Annotated in this window: 17 protein-coding genes; 12 read left to right on the top strand and 5 right to left on the bottom strand. The window is 51.1% G+C overall.

Annotation, left to right across the window (positions count from 1 at the left end; genetic code table 11):
- Nucleotides 1-107 precede the first annotated feature (107 nt).
- The 3 genes from IPK01_03345 to IPK01_03335 all read left to right on the top strand — a co-directional run bounded on the left by IPK01_03345 (nt 108) and on the right by IPK01_03335 (nt 2,744).
- The gene (locus IPK01_03345; GenBank protein MBK7932532.1) at nt 108-1,010 is read left to right on the top strand and encodes a fatty acid desaturase; all 903 of its coding nucleotides are present in this window, start codon (nt 108-110) and stop codon (nt 1,008-1,010) included.
- A 131-nt stretch (nt 1,011-1,141) separates the two neighbouring features.
- Entirely contained in the window at nt 1,142-2,026 is an 885-nt protein-coding gene (locus IPK01_03340) for a HAMP domain-containing histidine kinase (GenBank protein MBK7932531.1), read from the top strand.
- Nucleotides 2,027-2,039: 13 nt separating this feature from the next.
- On the top strand, nt 2,040-2,744 hold the full coding sequence (locus tag IPK01_03335) for a response regulator transcription factor (protein MBK7932530.1): 705 nt from the start codon (nt 2,040-2,042) through the stop codon (nt 2,742-2,744).
- An 80-nt stretch (nt 2,745-2,824) separates the two neighbouring features.
- Here the strand turns inward: IPK01_03335 and IPK01_03330 are convergent, their stop codons facing one another.
- Both IPK01_03330 and IPK01_03325 read right to left on the bottom strand, forming a co-directional pair.
- Nucleotides 2,825-4,294 (bottom strand): hypothetical protein, encoded by a 1,470-nt coding sequence (locus IPK01_03330; GenBank protein ID MBK7932529.1) that lies wholly within the window; start codon nt 4,292-4,294, stop codon nt 2,825-2,827.
- Nucleotides 4,288-5,058, bottom strand: a complete 771-nt coding sequence (locus tag IPK01_03325; GenBank protein MBK7932528.1) for an SGNH/GDSL hydrolase family protein — start codon at nt 5,056-5,058, stop codon at nt 4,288-4,290. Before IPK01_03325 ends, IPK01_03330 begins: the two co-directional genes overlap by 7 nt.
- A 62-nt stretch (nt 5,059-5,120) precedes the next feature.
- Between IPK01_03325 and IPK01_03320 the strand changes: the two genes are divergently transcribed.
- The 5 genes from IPK01_03320 to IPK01_03300 all read left to right on the top strand — a co-directional run bounded on the left by IPK01_03320 (nt 5,121) and on the right by IPK01_03300 (nt 9,363).
- The gene (locus IPK01_03320) at nt 5,121-5,783 is read left to right on the top strand and encodes a hypothetical protein (protein MBK7932527.1); all 663 of its coding nucleotides are present in this window, start codon (nt 5,121-5,123) and stop codon (nt 5,781-5,783) included.
- A gap of 53 nt (nt 5,784-5,836) precedes the next feature.
- The gene (locus IPK01_03315) at nt 5,837-6,538 is read left to right on the top strand and encodes a hypothetical protein (GenBank protein MBK7932526.1); all 702 of its coding nucleotides are present in this window, start codon (nt 5,837-5,839) and stop codon (nt 6,536-6,538) included.
- Nucleotides 6,538-6,969, top strand: coding sequence for a PaaI family thioesterase (locus IPK01_03310; protein MBK7932525.1), 432 nt, complete (start codon nt 6,538-6,540; stop codon nt 6,967-6,969). The genes IPK01_03315 and IPK01_03310 overlap by 1 nt, the downstream gene beginning before the upstream one ends.
- A gap of 106 nt (nt 6,970-7,075) precedes the next feature.
- The gene (locus tag IPK01_03305; protein MBK7932524.1) at nt 7,076-8,866 is read left to right on the top strand and encodes an ABC transporter ATP-binding protein; all 1,791 of its coding nucleotides are present in this window, start codon (nt 7,076-7,078) and stop codon (nt 8,864-8,866) included.
- A 47-nt stretch (nt 8,867-8,913) separates the two neighbouring features.
- Complete coding sequence (locus tag IPK01_03300; GenBank protein MBK7932523.1) at nt 8,914-9,363, top strand: hypothetical protein; 450 nt, start codon at nt 8,914-8,916, stop codon at nt 9,361-9,363.
- A 113-nt stretch (nt 9,364-9,476) separates the two neighbouring features.
- On the opposite strand, the gene IPK01_03295 is transcribed toward IPK01_03300, so the two are convergent.
- Nucleotides 9,477-9,974 (bottom strand): 3D domain-containing protein, encoded by a 498-nt coding sequence (locus IPK01_03295; GenBank protein MBK7932522.1) that lies wholly within the window; start codon nt 9,972-9,974, stop codon nt 9,477-9,479.
- A gap of 462 nt (nt 9,975-10,436) precedes the next feature.
- On the opposite strand from IPK01_03295, the gene IPK01_03290 reads away from it, so the two are divergent.
- Both IPK01_03290 and IPK01_03285 read left to right on the top strand, forming a co-directional pair.
- The gene (locus tag IPK01_03290; GenBank protein MBK7932521.1) at nt 10,437-10,694 is read left to right on the top strand and encodes a hypothetical protein; all 258 of its coding nucleotides are present in this window, start codon (nt 10,437-10,439) and stop codon (nt 10,692-10,694) included.
- A 102-nt stretch (nt 10,695-10,796) separates the two neighbouring features.
- Nucleotides 10,797-11,942 (top strand): saccharopine dehydrogenase NADP-binding domain-containing protein, encoded by a 1,146-nt coding sequence (locus tag IPK01_03285; GenBank protein ID MBK7932520.1) that lies wholly within the window; start codon nt 10,797-10,799, stop codon nt 11,940-11,942.
- 81 nt (nt 11,943-12,023) lie between these two features.
- Here IPK01_03285 and IPK01_03280 read toward each other — a convergent pair whose 3' ends face one another.
- Nucleotides 12,024-12,695, bottom strand: coding sequence for an RNA polymerase sigma factor (locus IPK01_03280; protein MBK7932519.1), 672 nt, complete (start codon nt 12,693-12,695; stop codon nt 12,024-12,026).
- A gap of 293 nt (nt 12,696-12,988) precedes the next feature.
- Between IPK01_03280 and IPK01_03275 the strand changes: the two genes are divergently transcribed.
- Complete coding sequence (locus tag IPK01_03275; GenBank protein ID MBK7932518.1) at nt 12,989-13,765, top strand: hypothetical protein; 777 nt, start codon at nt 12,989-12,991, stop codon at nt 13,763-13,765.
- Here IPK01_03275 and IPK01_03270 read toward each other — a convergent pair.
- Entirely contained in the window at nt 13,762-14,886 is a 1,125-nt protein-coding gene (locus IPK01_03270) for an aminotransferase class V-fold PLP-dependent enzyme (protein ID MBK7932517.1), read from the bottom strand. The two genes, IPK01_03275 and IPK01_03270, sit on opposite strands and share 4 nt — an antisense overlap.
- A 103-nt stretch (nt 14,887-14,989) precedes the next feature.
- Between IPK01_03270 and lepB the strand changes: the two genes are divergently transcribed.
- Nucleotides 14,990-15,709 (top strand): signal peptidase I, encoded by a 720-nt coding sequence (gene lepB / locus IPK01_03265; GenBank protein ID MBK7932516.1) that lies wholly within the window; start codon nt 14,990-14,992, stop codon nt 15,707-15,709.
- Nucleotides 15,710-15,999: the final 290 nt, after the last annotated feature.

Here is a 15,999-nt window from a genome sequence, read left to right as displayed (position 1 = left end):
TTGGTCAGCTCGCGCTAATTGTCTTTGAGGCCGTAACTGTTACATAACTCTTACAATTACCGACCAACAATCCTGCTATGGTTAAAAGTGGACCGAGGTTCGGTCCAATGTGCAATTTTAGTTACAGAGGATATAATCAAGTGCAAAACGTAGTCGAATTTACACCTTCTCGAGTCGGAAAATACAATTGGAACACGATCTTTTTTGTGTCGGCGTTTCACCTTGCGGCCCTTGCAGCCATTTTTACATTTAGCTGGGCAAATCTTATTGCCACGCTTGTGGTTTGGGTGATCGCGGCGAGCTGGGGCATCGGCATCGGCTATCACCGATTGCTGACGCATCGTGGTTTCACGACATCTAAATGGATGATGCGTTTTCTCGCGACTTGCGGCACGCTCGGTCTCCAGAGTGGCCCGATCTCATGGGTTACGACGCATCGTTTGCACCACGCATTTACCGACACGGACAAAGACCCGCACAGTCCGCGAAAAGGGATCTGGTGGTCGCACATCGGCTGGATATTCGAAGGAACCGCACAAAATCAGCCGCAATCTGTCCGTCAACGCTATTCGCCCGATCTGCTCAAAGACCCTTACTTGGTCTTTATCGATAAGTATTATTATGTAACAACGCTCTTGTTGGCCGCGGGGTTGTTTGCGATCGGCGGGTGGACAATGGTCATCTGGGCGATCGTTATGCGTGTTGCCGTTAGCTGGCATTTTACCTGGATGGTCGATTCGGTAACGCACCTTTGGGGCAGTCGTCGATTTGATACGCGTGACGACTCGCGAAATAACGCTCTCGTCGCCGCCGTCACGTGGGGCGAAGGCTGGCATAACAACCACCACGCGTTTCCGCGTAGTGCCAAACACGGCTTTACCTGGAAAGAATTTGATATTAACTGGTACCAGCTCTGGATGCTCCAAAAGCTCGGGCTGATCTCGAACGTCTATGCCTATGATCTGGCAACCGAATCAGAGTCGCCAAAGGAAATGAAACTAGCAGCGTAAGAAGACGAGGAGAAAGGGAGAAGGGGAGAGGAGGAGAAAGGCTCGAATGCCGAATTCCTTTTCTCCCCTTCTCCTTTTCTCCTCTTCTCCCCCACTCAATTGCTAAAGCTGTGAAATAATAACGCTACGTGATGCGCCGACGTAAAACCGCAATATTCTTTCTTATCCTAGGCATCTGTCTTTCGGTGCTGGCGGTTGCTCTGAATATAGGCTGGGTCATCTTGAGTCTGCGTGAGGTCGCTCTGCTTGTGTTTGGAGTGGTCTTTTTTTTATTGATCATCACGGGCTTGATCCTCAATACGATCTTCCTGGTTCGCGAAATCCGCCGCAACGAACAGCACGATGCTTTTCTAAACGCTGTTACACATGAACTAAAAACGCCGATCGCTTCGATCAAGCTATATCTCGAAACGCTCAAGGCACGTGACCTTCCGCGTGAGAAACAGCTCGAATTTTATGACATCATGCTCGACGACAATGCCCGCCTTCTCGGCACTGTTGAGCAAGTGCTGCAGGCGAGTCGCACGCGTGAGAAGCAGCGTCTGATGAATCTCGCCGAGATAGATCTAGGTGATCTGATCAGCGAGACTATCCGGGCGACCGTTGTGCGTCGCCATCTGGATGACTCCGCGATAAGATTTTCGCCGCCGAATGAGAAGATCGAGATCATGGGCGATCGTGCCGAACTCCAAACGGCCATCGCCAATCTGATCGACAACGCGATAAAATATTCTCCCGACGGGCCCAAAATTACCATAAAGCTTCGTAGTGCTAGGCCAAAAAAGGCAGAGATATTTGTCCGCGACAATGGTATCGGCATGGCACGCAGCGATCTGAAACGTGTATTCAAACGATTCTACCGTGCCCAGAATTCCACATCGTCGACAACAAAAGGAACCGGGCTCGGGCTCGCTATCGTCGAGTCAATTGTCGCAAAGCACGGCGGCACTGTGCGTGCCGAAAGCAAGGGTGAAGGTCTCGGAACCACGATAATTGTACGGTTGCCGAAAGTTTAATTTCTGTTCGAATATGAAAATTCTCATTGTCGAAGATGAACAACATTTGGCCGACGGCCTTCGGTTCAACCTCGAGGCCGAGGGGTTTCAGGCCGAGATCGCTGAGGATGGGGAAATTGCGGTCAAATGGCTCGAGGCCGCGAAATTCGACGCTGTCGTGCTCGATGTCATGATGCCCGGGATCGACGGATTTGATGTTGCCCGAACAATGCGTTCCCGAGGAGATTACACACCGATACTGATGCTGACTGCTCGCGGCCGGCCCGAGGATGTTTTGCTGGGTTTTGAGGCCGGAACTGATGATTACCTCGCTAAGCCGTTCGACTTGGAGATATTCCTCGCTCGTTTGAAGGGCCTCCTTCGCCGCAGGCAATGGTTAGAATCGGATACCAAATCAAAGGACATCGCGAGTGTAGTAACCGTTAACGGACGTACGATCGACTTCGAAAATCTGGAACTCCGCAACGGCGAAGAACTGATCCACATTACGCTGATGGAAGCGAAACTGTTGAGTTACTTGATCGAGCACGAGGGCCGTGCGGTGTCGCGAAAGGTGATCCTCGAAGAGGTCTGGGACCTGCAGGAAGACACCGACACCCGAGCCATCGACAATTTCATCGTCCGCCTCCGCCGCCATCTCGAAAACGAACCAAACAACCCAAAGATCGTCCAGACCGTCCGCGGCATCGGTTACAAATTTGTACAAGACAAGAGCTAATTGCCGCGAAAAGGCATAAAAGACGCAGATTATGAAGCCTGATTTTGCGTCTTCTTTGCCTTTTCGCAGCCACTATATGTCTATTCCGATGTGCCCATTCGCCCAACCACCCGGATCGCTTCACGCCAATGTTCGTGCAGTTCAAACCGCCAAAGTTCGATCTCGGGTGAAACTGCTTTAGCAAAAAACTCAAAATCTCGATGAAAGCTCCACGCCGGAGCGGTGAGGTAGACGAGTGCGGGTTTGTCCATTATCTCCATGCCGCCAAACAAATTTGCTTCGGCAAGCAGTCCCCGCCGACGCTGTAATTCTATCTTTCGCCAATAGTCCGCTGCCTGAAAGACCATTTCGCGGTCGGGCTGCGTCTTGAGTTCGATTATTACCAAACGACCGTCACATCGGAGTGCGAGCAGGTCGATCTTGTCATTCGACGAGCGAAACTGATTATAGATCGGTGACAAGATCACATTACCGTCGAGCAATTTGATATTGCGGCGAAGGATCGATTCGAGCCAAGCTTCGGGAGCCGTTCGAAAGAACTCGTGGCGTTTATTCGGCGGATCGGGCGAGCGGTTAAGTGTGAGTTCTGCGACTAAATTCCTGAGCCTGTCAGCATTATCGTGACCCAGGATCGACCGATTTGTGCCGACACCGAACCAGGCCTTTTCCTCTCCCATGATCGATCTTACACGGCCAAACGGCAGGCCCATGAACCGCAGTGTCTCGCCCTGTTTCGAGTAGATAATGTCGATCTTTTCCGGAGCAAGATCGATAATCTTTCGTGCAGTTTCGCTCGGCATCGGATCTGCCGGTATGACAAGTTTTCTGGCCTTTTCACGCCATAGATCGCGGATCTTGCGTTTTGGCAATTCTATCAGCCGCGGCGGATCGAGCTTTCGGTCGATCTCTAATACTGTGATCTTGGCCTTCCATTTTTCGGTGAGCAGAGTGTGGAGTTTTTGGGTGTTTCGCGAACTGCGTTTTTCGCATATTATCCAGATATCGAGGACCGGTTTTTTCTTTCGCGAGCCTAATTTTTCGAGCCAAAGCATCGCGGCGGTCATGACGGCTTCGCTTGTAAGCTTGCCGGTAATATCGGCGATCGCCGCCATCGGGATCTTATCGATCGTTTCGAATTGGATCTGAGCAAGACGGCCGGTTTCGACATTTAAGGCGACGCGGCCGAGTTTGGTTCCCGGGAAACTCGGCTCGATCATTGCGGCGATCTCATTCGCCATCTTTAGCCTAGCGATCTCGATCTCAGCAGCGATCTCGGCCGCGGCGACTCGCGGAACAAGCCTGATCGTTTCGCGTTTCCGTCCAAAAGCACCGGCAACATCGAGCGAGATCTCGTTATTTGAAAGCGTTGCGTCGTTCAACCTCCATGAGTGAAAACCATTGTCGTCGAGAAATCCGAACATGGTCTTATCACCATCGACTCCAACTTCGATCTCAGTGCGGTCGAGCGGAAAGGTCTTGTCGAATTCGCGAACCAACAGCCATTCGTGATGGCCGTCGAGGAACGCACAAATATCGTCAATGTTCACCATTCATGATTGGCGGCAAAGTGCCTGATCATTGCCTCGGCCCAGTCGCGATAGCCCTGTTCTGACGGGTGAATGCCGTCTTCGAAGAATCCTTCGGCGGGCACATCGACGGGCTGCGGATAATAGAAGACGCGATCCATATCACGCGTGAATTCACGAATATTCGCGTCGTGCATTTGTGATAACGTCCAGAGAATGGTCTTCACCGGCTCAGGCATGATTGGCGATAGGACGATCATCGGGCAGTTTGAGATGAATATGACAGCGTCGGGATTCTTATGGCGAACGATACCGATCAGCTCGATCATATCGCTGCGCCATTTTCGCGGGCTGGAGAGCCTCATCACATCGTTTCCGCCGATGCCGAGGAGAATGTAATCGAACTTTTCATCCGGCATATGAGGGACGAGTTCGTTGATCGTCCGGCGGGCCGTAACGCCATTTTTGCCCAGCACTTTCCATTCGACAGGACGATTTTTGTGCAGGCTTAAATACTTAGCAAATTGTCCGGCGAGAGCCACTTCATGTGTTCTGGCTCCGAGACCGGCGACTGTCGATTCGCCGATCACATAGAGCTTTGCCGCGTTGTCGCCTTCACCATATTTTCCATGCTTGCTGCCCGCCGCGTCAGGAAGTAGGCCGACTTTCCAACGTGTGATCTGGCCCTGAATATACAAAAACGGGGAGATCGGGATGATCGCTGCCGCCCCGAGCAGATATTTCCGCTGAAGTCGGCGTAAATTGTCGTTATTATTGTTCGTATCCACCGTTATGTTAAAATTTAAAGACTCCAATGTTTTTGTCAAATCTGCACCGACATTTCCTCCTTTTGATCTTGATAGTTCCGATATTCCAGGCGTGTAGCGGAATTCCCGCGAATTCAAATTCAAACACACCTATTGCTAGTGAAATAAAGAGCGAATTCCCATTCTCGACCAAAGAGCCCGAAACTTATCAGGGCGATTTTGTGGTGACAATCGGCACAACGGAAGAACATTTCTTTCGAGCAAGAAAGGGAGATAGCTCGCGAATCGATCTTTTTGAGGGAAGTGACATATCTTCGACGCAGATCGTTACAGACAAAATATACAACATCGATCCCGCACGAAAGATATACACCGAGGAATCGATCGCTTCGGGTGCCCTCAATTCGGTGCCGGTATTTGATGCTACAAACGGATTTTTTGCGGGTAAAGAGTACACCGCGTTCGAAGAAACCGGTCACGACGGCAGCATCACGAGATATCGGGTCAAGAACACAGACACGTCGAAAGGCGAAATACTCGTTTCTGTTGATAAGGCTAGCGGTCTCATGGTGCGTCAGGAATTTATCGCTTCAATGGTCGAGGGCTCGGAGCCAGCCCCAAATTTGATCTTCGAGATACGCAACCTCAAGCTGGACGTAGACGAAGATATTTTTAGGCTTCCGGCAGGCCTCAGAAAGGTCGGTAAGAGCGAGTTTCGTACACCGACACCGAAGGCAGACAAATAATTTCCGGCAACGGCAAAATTCCGTTCTGCCGCCGCCGTGATAAAATCAAAAAAATGTACCTTTCAAAATTTGCAAAATATTTCCTCGTCGCAGCATTCGCAATGCTCGTTGCTCAAGCCTGCAAAACTGTCTCGACGGGCGAGATGTCAAACACGCAGTTAGTCGAAGCGTCAAAGACCGAACCGCCTTATTCGAACAAAGAGCCGGAGAAATATCAGTTTGAGATCTGGCAAACATCGCCGACAGGAACCGAGAAATTCTTCGCCATCCGCAGCGGTGAAAAGTGGCGGATCGATTCGGCATATGGAGAGGTGAATCAGGTCACGAGCCTGCACACAGATAAGGATTACGTGATCGCATTCGTAAACAAGACTTACGCCGTCTATGGCTCCAGCCACGGGTTTGACGAACGCGAAAATATGATCAACGAGATCACCCGAGGCATGCTCAACAACCAGACCAAAGGCATATTCGAAAAGCAAACGACCGACAACGGCATTACCAAATACAAAGTGACCTCCGATATCGACAAAGGAAAGGAGGCGATAATAAGCTTCGATGAAAATGCCGGTTTTCCGGTTAAGAAAGAGATTTACACGGTCGATGGTGCCAACCGCATTCTTGAAATGACTGTAACGTTAAATGGGATCAAGACCGACGTGGACGAAAAGCTGCTTACAATTCCGGCCGGTTTCAAACAGGTTGATTTGGAATTGATGAAAAAAACACTTAGCGGAACTCCAAAGACCAATTAATGAGCGATAAGGAAACGAGACACGAGATCACTGACGAGCAGCGGGCCTTTGCGGCAAACGCACTGCATAGTTTGCCGTTTTCAAAACTTATTGGAATGGAACTCGTCGAACTCGAGATCGACAAGGCTGTTATCAGTATCGAGATGCGTGACGATCTGCGGCAGCCGAGCGGTGTTTTGCACGGCGGCGTGACCGCAACATTGATCGACACGGCGATGGCATTTGCGGTACGGACGCGAATCCCAATGACCGAGGCGACGGCCACTATTGACCTCACGATACACTACCTACGTCCGCATCTGACCGGTACATTCACCTGCACTGCCAATGTTGTGCGTGCCGGCAAACGCATTTTCACCGTCTCCGCCGACGTCGTGAACGAACACGGCAAACACATTGCTACGGGACTCTCGACGTACACAAGAGTATAGGCGAAGTCTTGGAAGTTCGGTCAGTCGGGGAAGCCTATTAAAGAAGATTCACTCTTCTCAAAATTCCCAGACCTCCTAGACTATCCTTGCTTCATCGACTAATAGAATGGAACAACTTCGCAAATTTGCCGTCTATTTCAGTCCATACAAATGGCTTATCATTCTCGGCATTTTTTTCATTTTGTGCTCAATGGCTTTTGGGCTGTTTGTTCCATATATGGTCGGGCAGGCAGTTGACGATCTCGGTCAAGGCGTGACACGCGACAAGATTATCTATTATCCCCTTGTTATCCTAGGTATCAATCTGATTAGCGGCGTATTTCTATTTTTGCAGCGGCGGTTGCTTATCAACACCTCAAGGCATATTGAATTCGACATGCGCCGCGATTTTTATGCTTCGCTTGTCGATCAGCCTCTCGAATATTTCCAGTCAAACCGCGTCGGCGACCTCATGGCTCGTGCGACCAACGACCTGGCCGCCATTCGACAGATCGTCGGACCGATGATCTTGTATAGCTTTCAGGCCATTTTTGCACTGTGCATAAGCTTGCCGATAATGCTCAATATATCGGTCAAGCTCACTTTGCTGCTACTTATCCCGATGCCGCTGGTGAGCCTGACAGTAAAGTATCTTGGAGCTCAGATCCACACTCGATTCGAAAAGATCCAAGGATTTTTTAGCGACATTACTGCGAGAACACAGGAAAACCTGACGGGCGTCCGCGTGATCCGTGCTTACGCCCGCGAAGAATCTGAGATCGAACAATTTCAAACTCTCAACCGCGAATATGCAAGCCAAAATCTCAAGCTAGTAAAATACGCCGCTGCGATGCGTCCGCTGCTCTTCTTTTTTATAGGCTTGGGCTTTGTGATCATCGTTGCCGTTGGCGTGCCGATGGCTGTTCGCGGCGAGATATCTGCCGGTGATTTTACAGCTTTTATGCTCTATCTTCAGCGGATGATCTGGTATCTTATCGCTCTCGGCTATGTCGTCAATTTGTGGCAACGTGGCACTGCTTCTTTGAAACGCTTCAACGCTATCCTCGAAGCCGAACCCGGCATACGCGACGCCGATCATGTGCGGGAACAAACGCCGATCAAAGGTGATATTGAATTTCGCGATCTGAACCTCTCCTACAACGGCAAGCCGGTCCTGCAAAACATCGATCTAAAGATCGAACAAGGCAAGACGGTCGCACTCGTGGGCAAGACCGGCAGCGGTAAATCGACGTTGGTAAGTCTTATTCCCCGACTGCTCGACACCTCCGATGGCAGTGTCCTTATCGACGGTCGGAGTGTTCGCGAGTATCCGATCATACAACTGAGAAAAGCCATCGGCTTCGTTCCACAGGAAACATTCCTTTTCAGCGACACGCTAGCTGCCAATATCGCGTTTGGAATGCAGAGTAACGAATGGAAAATTGAGAATACTGACTCCGATTCCCAATCCTCAACTCTCAATTCTCAATCGAGCGTCGAGAACGCGGCCAAGATTGCCGGCCTTGCCGATGACATTAACGAATTTCCGGGCGGCTACGAACAACTCGTCGGCGAACGCGGTATTACGCTCTCAGGCGGCCAAAAACAGCGCACCGCTATCGCACGAGCTATAATTCGGGATCCGCGAATATTGATCCTCGACGATTCGCTCTCTGCAGTCGATACTTATACGGAAGAGACGATCCTCAAAAACCTCCGCAGTGTCCGCTCGGGTCGCACGACGCTCATTGTCTCGCACCGAGTCTCGACCATTCGTGACGCAGACCTCATCTGTGTTCTCGCCGGCGGTAGAATAATAGAACGCGGCACACACGACGAACTCCTCGCCTTCGATGGCGAATACGCCGACCTCTACGAACGCCAACTCCTCGAAGAAGAACTCGACGCGACGGAATAGCGAAAAAATTTCGTGCTTTTGGGATGTTTCGCGGTAAAATCTTCGCAATGCAAAACGAAAATACCAATCCCGAAGCGGCATTCAAGACAATGATGACGATCTGGGCGGCACTCGTGATGTCGCAGATATTTTTTCCGGTTATTGTATTTTTCGCCAAGCCGGAGCTTTTTCGGTTTAAAGTAAGTAGGCCGCTGTTTGGAGATTTTGCGGTTGAGATTGGAACAATAGGCGTCTTGTCGCTGGTAATGTTTATCGTATCGTTCACACTTCGACAGCGATTTACCGGACAGGCGATCGCGACTGGCAATGTCGGCCTTGTTCAGACGGCGATGATCTTCGGTTGTGCATTTTGCGAGCTCAGTTCGCTCTTTGGCCTGCTGGTCGCATTTGCCTTTGAATTTCAGTACTTTTTCGTTCTGTCGGTTCTCGGAATTATCGGCACCCTGCTGCATTTCCCTCGTCGCCGCGACATCCACGCGGCGAGTTTTAAAAGATGAGCGATCGAAGTTCTTACCATCGAATCGAGCAAGATCCGTCACCAAGGACCCCAAAAAAGCCGCTCCATCATGATGGAACGGCCAATTATCATTTTATTAAATTATTGTGTTAATTATTGAGCTGAAAAGATTTGAACAGATCGTCGGCCAAATTTTCTGGCTTCACCGCAACCGGGAACCCAGATGTCGATCTTTTTGCCTTTAATGGCACCGCCTGTATCTGACACGAGATACGTCCCGCTCCAGGCACCTGCACTGACATATACACGCGAACCGAGCTTTAACACCCTGGGATCGGCTGCGATCAAACCGCGGCGGACGGGATGTCCCATTGCCGTGCGGCCCGAAAAGCAATATGCAGTTGCGGAAAATGCTCCGCGGCTAGCTCCGGCACCCGTCGCTTTTGTCGAAACTGTCTTCTTGACCAGCTTCTTCTTTTCGTCCTGCTGCTGTGCCGTTTCTACGATAGTTTCAGTAATAGTAGTTTCAATTTTAGCTTGCGAATCATTCGCTATAGCGAGAGTGGATTCTGTCGGGGCCTGTGCGTACATAAATACGACGAACAGAGTCAACATTGACAGGATCGCGCCTCCTCTAACGAGATTTTTCATTCTTAATTCTCCGGTAAATCGTACCTCGTCTAAACGCAAAAATAGTGTCTGAGATTTGGGTCATCAGCCACTATCGCCACGCAACGAAGACTGTTTCGGCGGACTTATTTCCACCTGTTCTCGTGCTCCGTAGTTTCCTACAATGCCGAAACATATTGGTATGTTAGCATCCTCGCACAATCTTGTCCACCCCGCCAAAAACCGCAAGCCCTTATTCTATATGCAATTGCTGAATTGTAAGGCGCTTACGCGTGTCAATTTTTTTCGATTTTGGTAGACTTTAGGGGCAACATAGGCGTATATTTCGAGACGGTTCACCTTTGGTTTTCAGCGATTTTTTGGAAGGACAAATGTATGGATGAAAGACGCGGCGGGGCACGGCATATGGTCTCATTTCCTATCCGTTTGCGATGGAAAGATGCGAGCGGTAAAGAGGTCGTACAGGAAGGCCTGACCTAAAACGTGGGCCCGCAGGGTACGCTTGTATATCTGCCGCGCAACCTGCCGCTTGTCGGTGGTAAGGTCCAACTTACCGTTACCGAGAATCCTGACGACGAGGTAACCGTCGTAGCATCGGTCATCCGGCTCGAACGAAACGCTGCCCATCCGCAGGCCGCCCTGCAACTTATCGACGGAATGAGGCTTTGGAAGAAAAAGGTTTGGGAATACGCCGGCGGCATCATCGCCGCGCAGGAGCCCGAACCGCTGGATGAATGGTAAGGTCAAGCGGCAGAGCGCAGTTGGCGGTATGCAATCACTGCCCTGGATTCCTATTGTGTATGCCGGAAGGCTTTGGCCAATTGCCTAGTATATTTTATTAACATGAAAATTCTCGTACTCGGAGCCGGGCGAATGGGACACGGTGCCGTTTTTGACCTTATCCACAATTCGCCGGGAGTCGAGTCGGTCACGGTGGCCGATTTTGACATTGATAAGGCGGAGGCTGTGGCTGCTTCTGTCGGTAGTGACCGCGTTGTCGCCCATCATGTCGATGCGTCGAATATTTCGGACGTTGCTGATCTGATGCGCGGCTGCGATTCGGCGATCTCGTGTGTCAATTACTGGTACAACGCCGCACTTTCAAAAGCTGCGATTGAGACCCAAACAAATTTCTGCGACCTCGGCGGAAATAATTACATCGTCGACGAACAACTTGCCCTTGACGATGAAGCCAAGGCTGCCGGCATCAACATCATCCCCGACTGCGGCCTAGCTCCCGGCATGGTATCGATACTGGCAATGTACGGTGCTGCCCGTTTCGATCAATTAGATGAGATCCATATCCGCGTCGGCGGCTTACCACAAGACCCACAGCCGCCGCTCAATTATCAGCTCGTTTTCTCGGTCGAAGGCCTTATAAATGAATATCTTGAGTCGGCCCGTGTGATCCGCAATGGCGTTATCACCGAGGTCGATTCTATGACCGAGATCGAAGAACTTTCGTTTGACGGCTTTCCGCCGCTCGAGGCTTTCCAGACCAGCGGCGGCACCTCGACGCTACCCGATTCGTTCCTCGGCAAGATCAACGAACTCGATTACAAGACAATCCGATACGTCGGGCACAGCGAGAAATTTAAGACGATGATGGATCTCGGACTTTGTTCAAGCGACGAGATCTTGGTCGATTTTCAAAAGGTGAAGCCGAGGAAGGTCTTTGGCAATTTACTGCAAATGCATTTACCCGCTGACGGTCCGGACTATGTTTTGGTACGACTCGATCTCGTCGGCACCAATAATGACGTGTCAAAAACCCTTCGCTTCGATATAGTTGATAAGTTCGATCCGGCAACCGGTCTGAGCGCTATGATGCGTACAACAGCTTTTCCTGCTTCGATCATCGCTCAGATGATGGCCCGCGGCGACGTTCTATCTCGCGGTGCGACGCCGCAAGAAAAGGCTATCGACCCCGAAAAATTTGTCGCGGAGCTATCCGGGCGGAATATTGTGATCGACGAAAAGTGGTTATAGAAGCGTCAAGTTTTAAGACATCAATAAATAAACAAAGGGCTGCAAATTTTGCAGCCCTTTATAGTTAATATTGCTATTTTACTAGACGCTCAAACCGATAAGACGCGGATTCGCCTTCTTTTTGAGCAGCTTCTGCAGCTTGAGGCGTGCCTTGTGAAGCTGTGATTTCGATGTGCCGACCGAGCAGCCGAGAATTCTGGCGACCTCTTCGTGCTCAAACCCTTCGACATCGTGGAGGACAAATACATTCTTGTAACCATCCGGCAGTTGAGCGATCGCGTTCTCGAGGGCGATCTTATCGACGATCTGCATCCGCTGCGGATTTAGCGTTCCGGTTACGACCTGATCCGGAGTTTCACCTTCGTCCGTGACCTTTTCGTATTTCACGGTTCGCTTACGGAAGTGCATCAGTACCTGGTTAACCGTCATCCGGTGCAGCCACGTCGTAAAGGCCGAGTCGCCGCGAAAACTGCCGATCTTGCGATAAAGCTGGATAAATACATCCTGCGTCAGATCTTCGGCCTCAGAGGCGTTCTGCAGCATTCTAAGGCAGATCGAATAGACGCGCCGATGATGGCGTTTATAGATCTCTTCGAAGGCCCCCATGTCGCCGCGTGCGGCTACCTTGGCAAGTTCCAGGTCAGCGGCCTTCGTAATGTCGCCGATGGCAACATTCGAATTGAATTTCACTACATCCGACTCGATACCTTGCTCGCTATGAAAAACCGGGTAAGTTAATGTTTCAGTAGTCATTGTGATTCCCCCCACGATCAGCATACATTTCAATTGCCGTGCCAGACTGTTCGCGACCGTACAAATGGCGTTGATCCCATAGTAAAAACTGCGATCTGAGCAAGTTTTTACGGGCATACTTCTCTATTCGCATTTCATCCAATTCCAGATGCGTCTCGTACTTGATCCGGCGTGTGCGTCAAATCGTATACGATTTGGTGCGCTCCGATTACCCTAAAGCGTAAGGCGCGTTTTTCGCGGCGAAAAATGCTAGAATCTACAAACCGTCTGGCACCGGTCGCGGAGTAATTGTAATGTTGAGAGAAATAATAGGTATTGTGCCGAAAAGGTTTGCGTTTGCGTTCGTTTCCTTGCTGCTCGTGGCCGTTCCGGCCTTTTCTCAAGCAGCCAACCCCTACAAGAGCCAGGAAGTATCCGAAAGTGACGGCATTCCCGTTCTCATCAAACATCTTCCCGATTGGGAGTCGTATCGATCGACATTGACCTTTATACGGGACGTCAATTCCCTCAAACAGGCTCTGGGCGAGCGTCCGGTGTTTGACCTTATCGATTTTTCTGCGGGCACTGAGGCCGTTACAGCTCCGTACGATGCCGGGAGATTGCTTATAGTCGAATATGCGACGCCTCAAAGCTCGGTCGACGCTGACAACAAGATCAACGATCGTCTCGCTGAGCTTGGCCCTTCCGCAAACATCACATACCGCCGCATCGGCAATTACAACGTGTTCGTGTTCGATACGACCGACGGTGATGCTGCCGGTGCATTGCTCGATCAGGTCAAGTACGAAAAGAATGTGCAATGGCTAGGCGACGACCCGTTTCTGCTTCGTCGAGCAGAGCGGGCATTTATCAATACGACCGCTGATGTATTTGTCTCGACGCTTCTTTGGATCACGATGGGGCTTGGGTTTTCGATCCTTGCCGGGATCGGCACCGGATTGGTCTTCTTTAGAATTCGTGAGCAAAAACGCCGCTCGATGCCCACGTTCAGCGACGCCGGCGGTATGACACGGCTTAACCTTGACGGTTTTACTCCGGACATTGTGCCCAAGGGTCTTCTTGGCGACTAGGGCAGAGCCTCGATCAGCCGATCGATATCACCACTATTATTGTAGAAATGCGGGGCGATACGCAGCCGGTCGCCGCGCGGGCTGACGATAACGTTTCGGGCCCCGAGCTCAGCGGCAATGGCGTTCGGGTGAATGCCGTCGCGGTGTTTGACGCAGACGATCTGCGAACGCTCGCCGTCTATACGGGAACTCACGAGTTCGTAATTCTTACCGCCGAGGCCATCGCAGAGCTGGTCGGACAATTCGGCTAGGTGCGATTCGATATTCGACGCACCGGCATCTATCAGCAGTTTGAGGCTTTGTTCGAGGCCGTAAAATAGCGACGCACATCCGGTTCCTGATTCCCAAGCCAAGGCGGTCGGTTTGAACGGCTGTTCACGGTCGGCAAAGTCCCAAGGCGTTTCGACGCTTATCCAGCCCGTGAGTATCGGACTCACACGCTCCCTCGCCCGGTCCGACAGATAGATAAATCCGCAGCCCTCAGGAGCGCACAGCCATTTGTGGCTTGCACCACAAGCGGCATCGACAAACTGGGCCGGCAGATCGAACGGCATAGCGCCTAAGCCCTGAATGACATCGACGCAAAACAAAGCATCAACGGCACGTGCGGCCCGGCCTATGCGTTCCAGATCGGCCCGAAAGCCCGATGCGAACTGCACCGCACTGATCGCGACGATACGCGTATTGCGGTCGATCATCGCGATAAGCTCATCGAGGTCGATGCTGCCGCCGTGTTCGGGAGCGAGCCTCAGTTCGACGCCGTATTCATCGCGGATCCGCCGCCAGGGATAGAAGTTAGAGGGGAATTCGGCGGCGAAGCTGACTATGTTATCTCCCGCCTTCCACGGCAAGCCAGCGGCTATCGACGCGAATCCGTCTGAAGTATTGCGCATGAAGGCGACCTGCTCGTCGCGTACGTTCATCATCGACGCCAGCAATTTGCGGGCTCTGCCTTTTGTATCGATCCAATTGTTAAAGTTGACCGTGCCGTTTGCCGCTACGTCGTTGAGCTGTAAATTAACAGCTTCGATCGCGGTCAACGGCATCGGCGAAACGGCGGCACTGTTGAGGTAAGTGTATTTGTTTGCAGCGGGAAATAGGGAACGGATCGCTTCATTCATATTCAAAATTCTTTTGACAAAGTGCTTGGCAAAGACGGATTATTAAGACGTAGCAGCGGCGGGCCAACGCCGAGCGGTAAAGGCGTGTCTATAGTGCTTGATTATGTTCGATTTTAAGGGCAAAAACCAATTTGAGTTCGGTTTCGTCTCGGCCGCCGACGACCGCGATATCGAGGTGACGCATCTCAAACGCGAGTCCCGGCAGGGCCTTTGGTCCGAAGGTTTGCGCTTGATGCGCGACATATTCCTGATCGTCGTTGTCTTTATTTTGTTCGGAGTTTTCTTTGTTCAGCCGGTCGTTGTCGAGGGCACCTCGATGCTGCCGCAGCTGCATGACGGCGAGCGTCTACTGGTCAATAAGCTCGTATATTACAAGATACAGAGCATCAGTTGGGGCCATATCGAACGCGGCGACATCGTCGTCTTTTGGTATCCCAACGACCCTGACAAGAGCTTTGTAAAACGCGTCATCGGCCTGCCCGGCGAGAGCGTCGAGGTCCGCAACGGCCGCGTCTTTATCAACGGCATCGAGCTCAAGGAATCGTATCTCGACACCGAACATAACCAGTCGCTGCCGAGCTGGCCGGCGAAAAAGGTCGAGGACCATCACTATTTCGTAATGGGCGACAATCGCGACAATTCGCTCGACTCGCGCTACTGGGGACTCGTCCCGGAAAAATACATCTACGGCAAAGCCTTTTTCCGCTATTGGAAACCATCCGAGATCGGCTTTCTCGAACACGGCGAGTACGGTGACAATGCTCCCAAACCAATACCGAGCCCGATCCCAAACAGCGAATTTCGCCTCGACGGCGACAAGTAGTTTGTGACATTAGGCCACCGGCCCGACAACACCCAACAAGAACTTTTGATGCCTTAACGCCCGGTTTTTGGGAAAACCAAACGTGTATTTTTTCACCTCACGCTCAAATTGTGGTACGTACCACAAATAGATCAACAAAAAGCGAGAAAATGCTATAAAATGGCGTTCTGCAACAGTTTTTAGGGGGCCTAGCGACAATGTTTATATGGGTCAGCGACAATCCAAACAGGGGCCAGCGACAATAAAAAGCAGCCCTGCGACAATTAATTTTTAGACCTTTACTGAAAGTA

This window comes from Acidobacteriota bacterium (assembly GCA_016713675.1).
Lineage (GTDB): Bacteria > Acidobacteriota > Blastocatellia > Pyrinomonadales > Pyrinomonadaceae > OLB17.
This window is presented reverse-complemented; position numbering and strand designations above follow the sequence as displayed.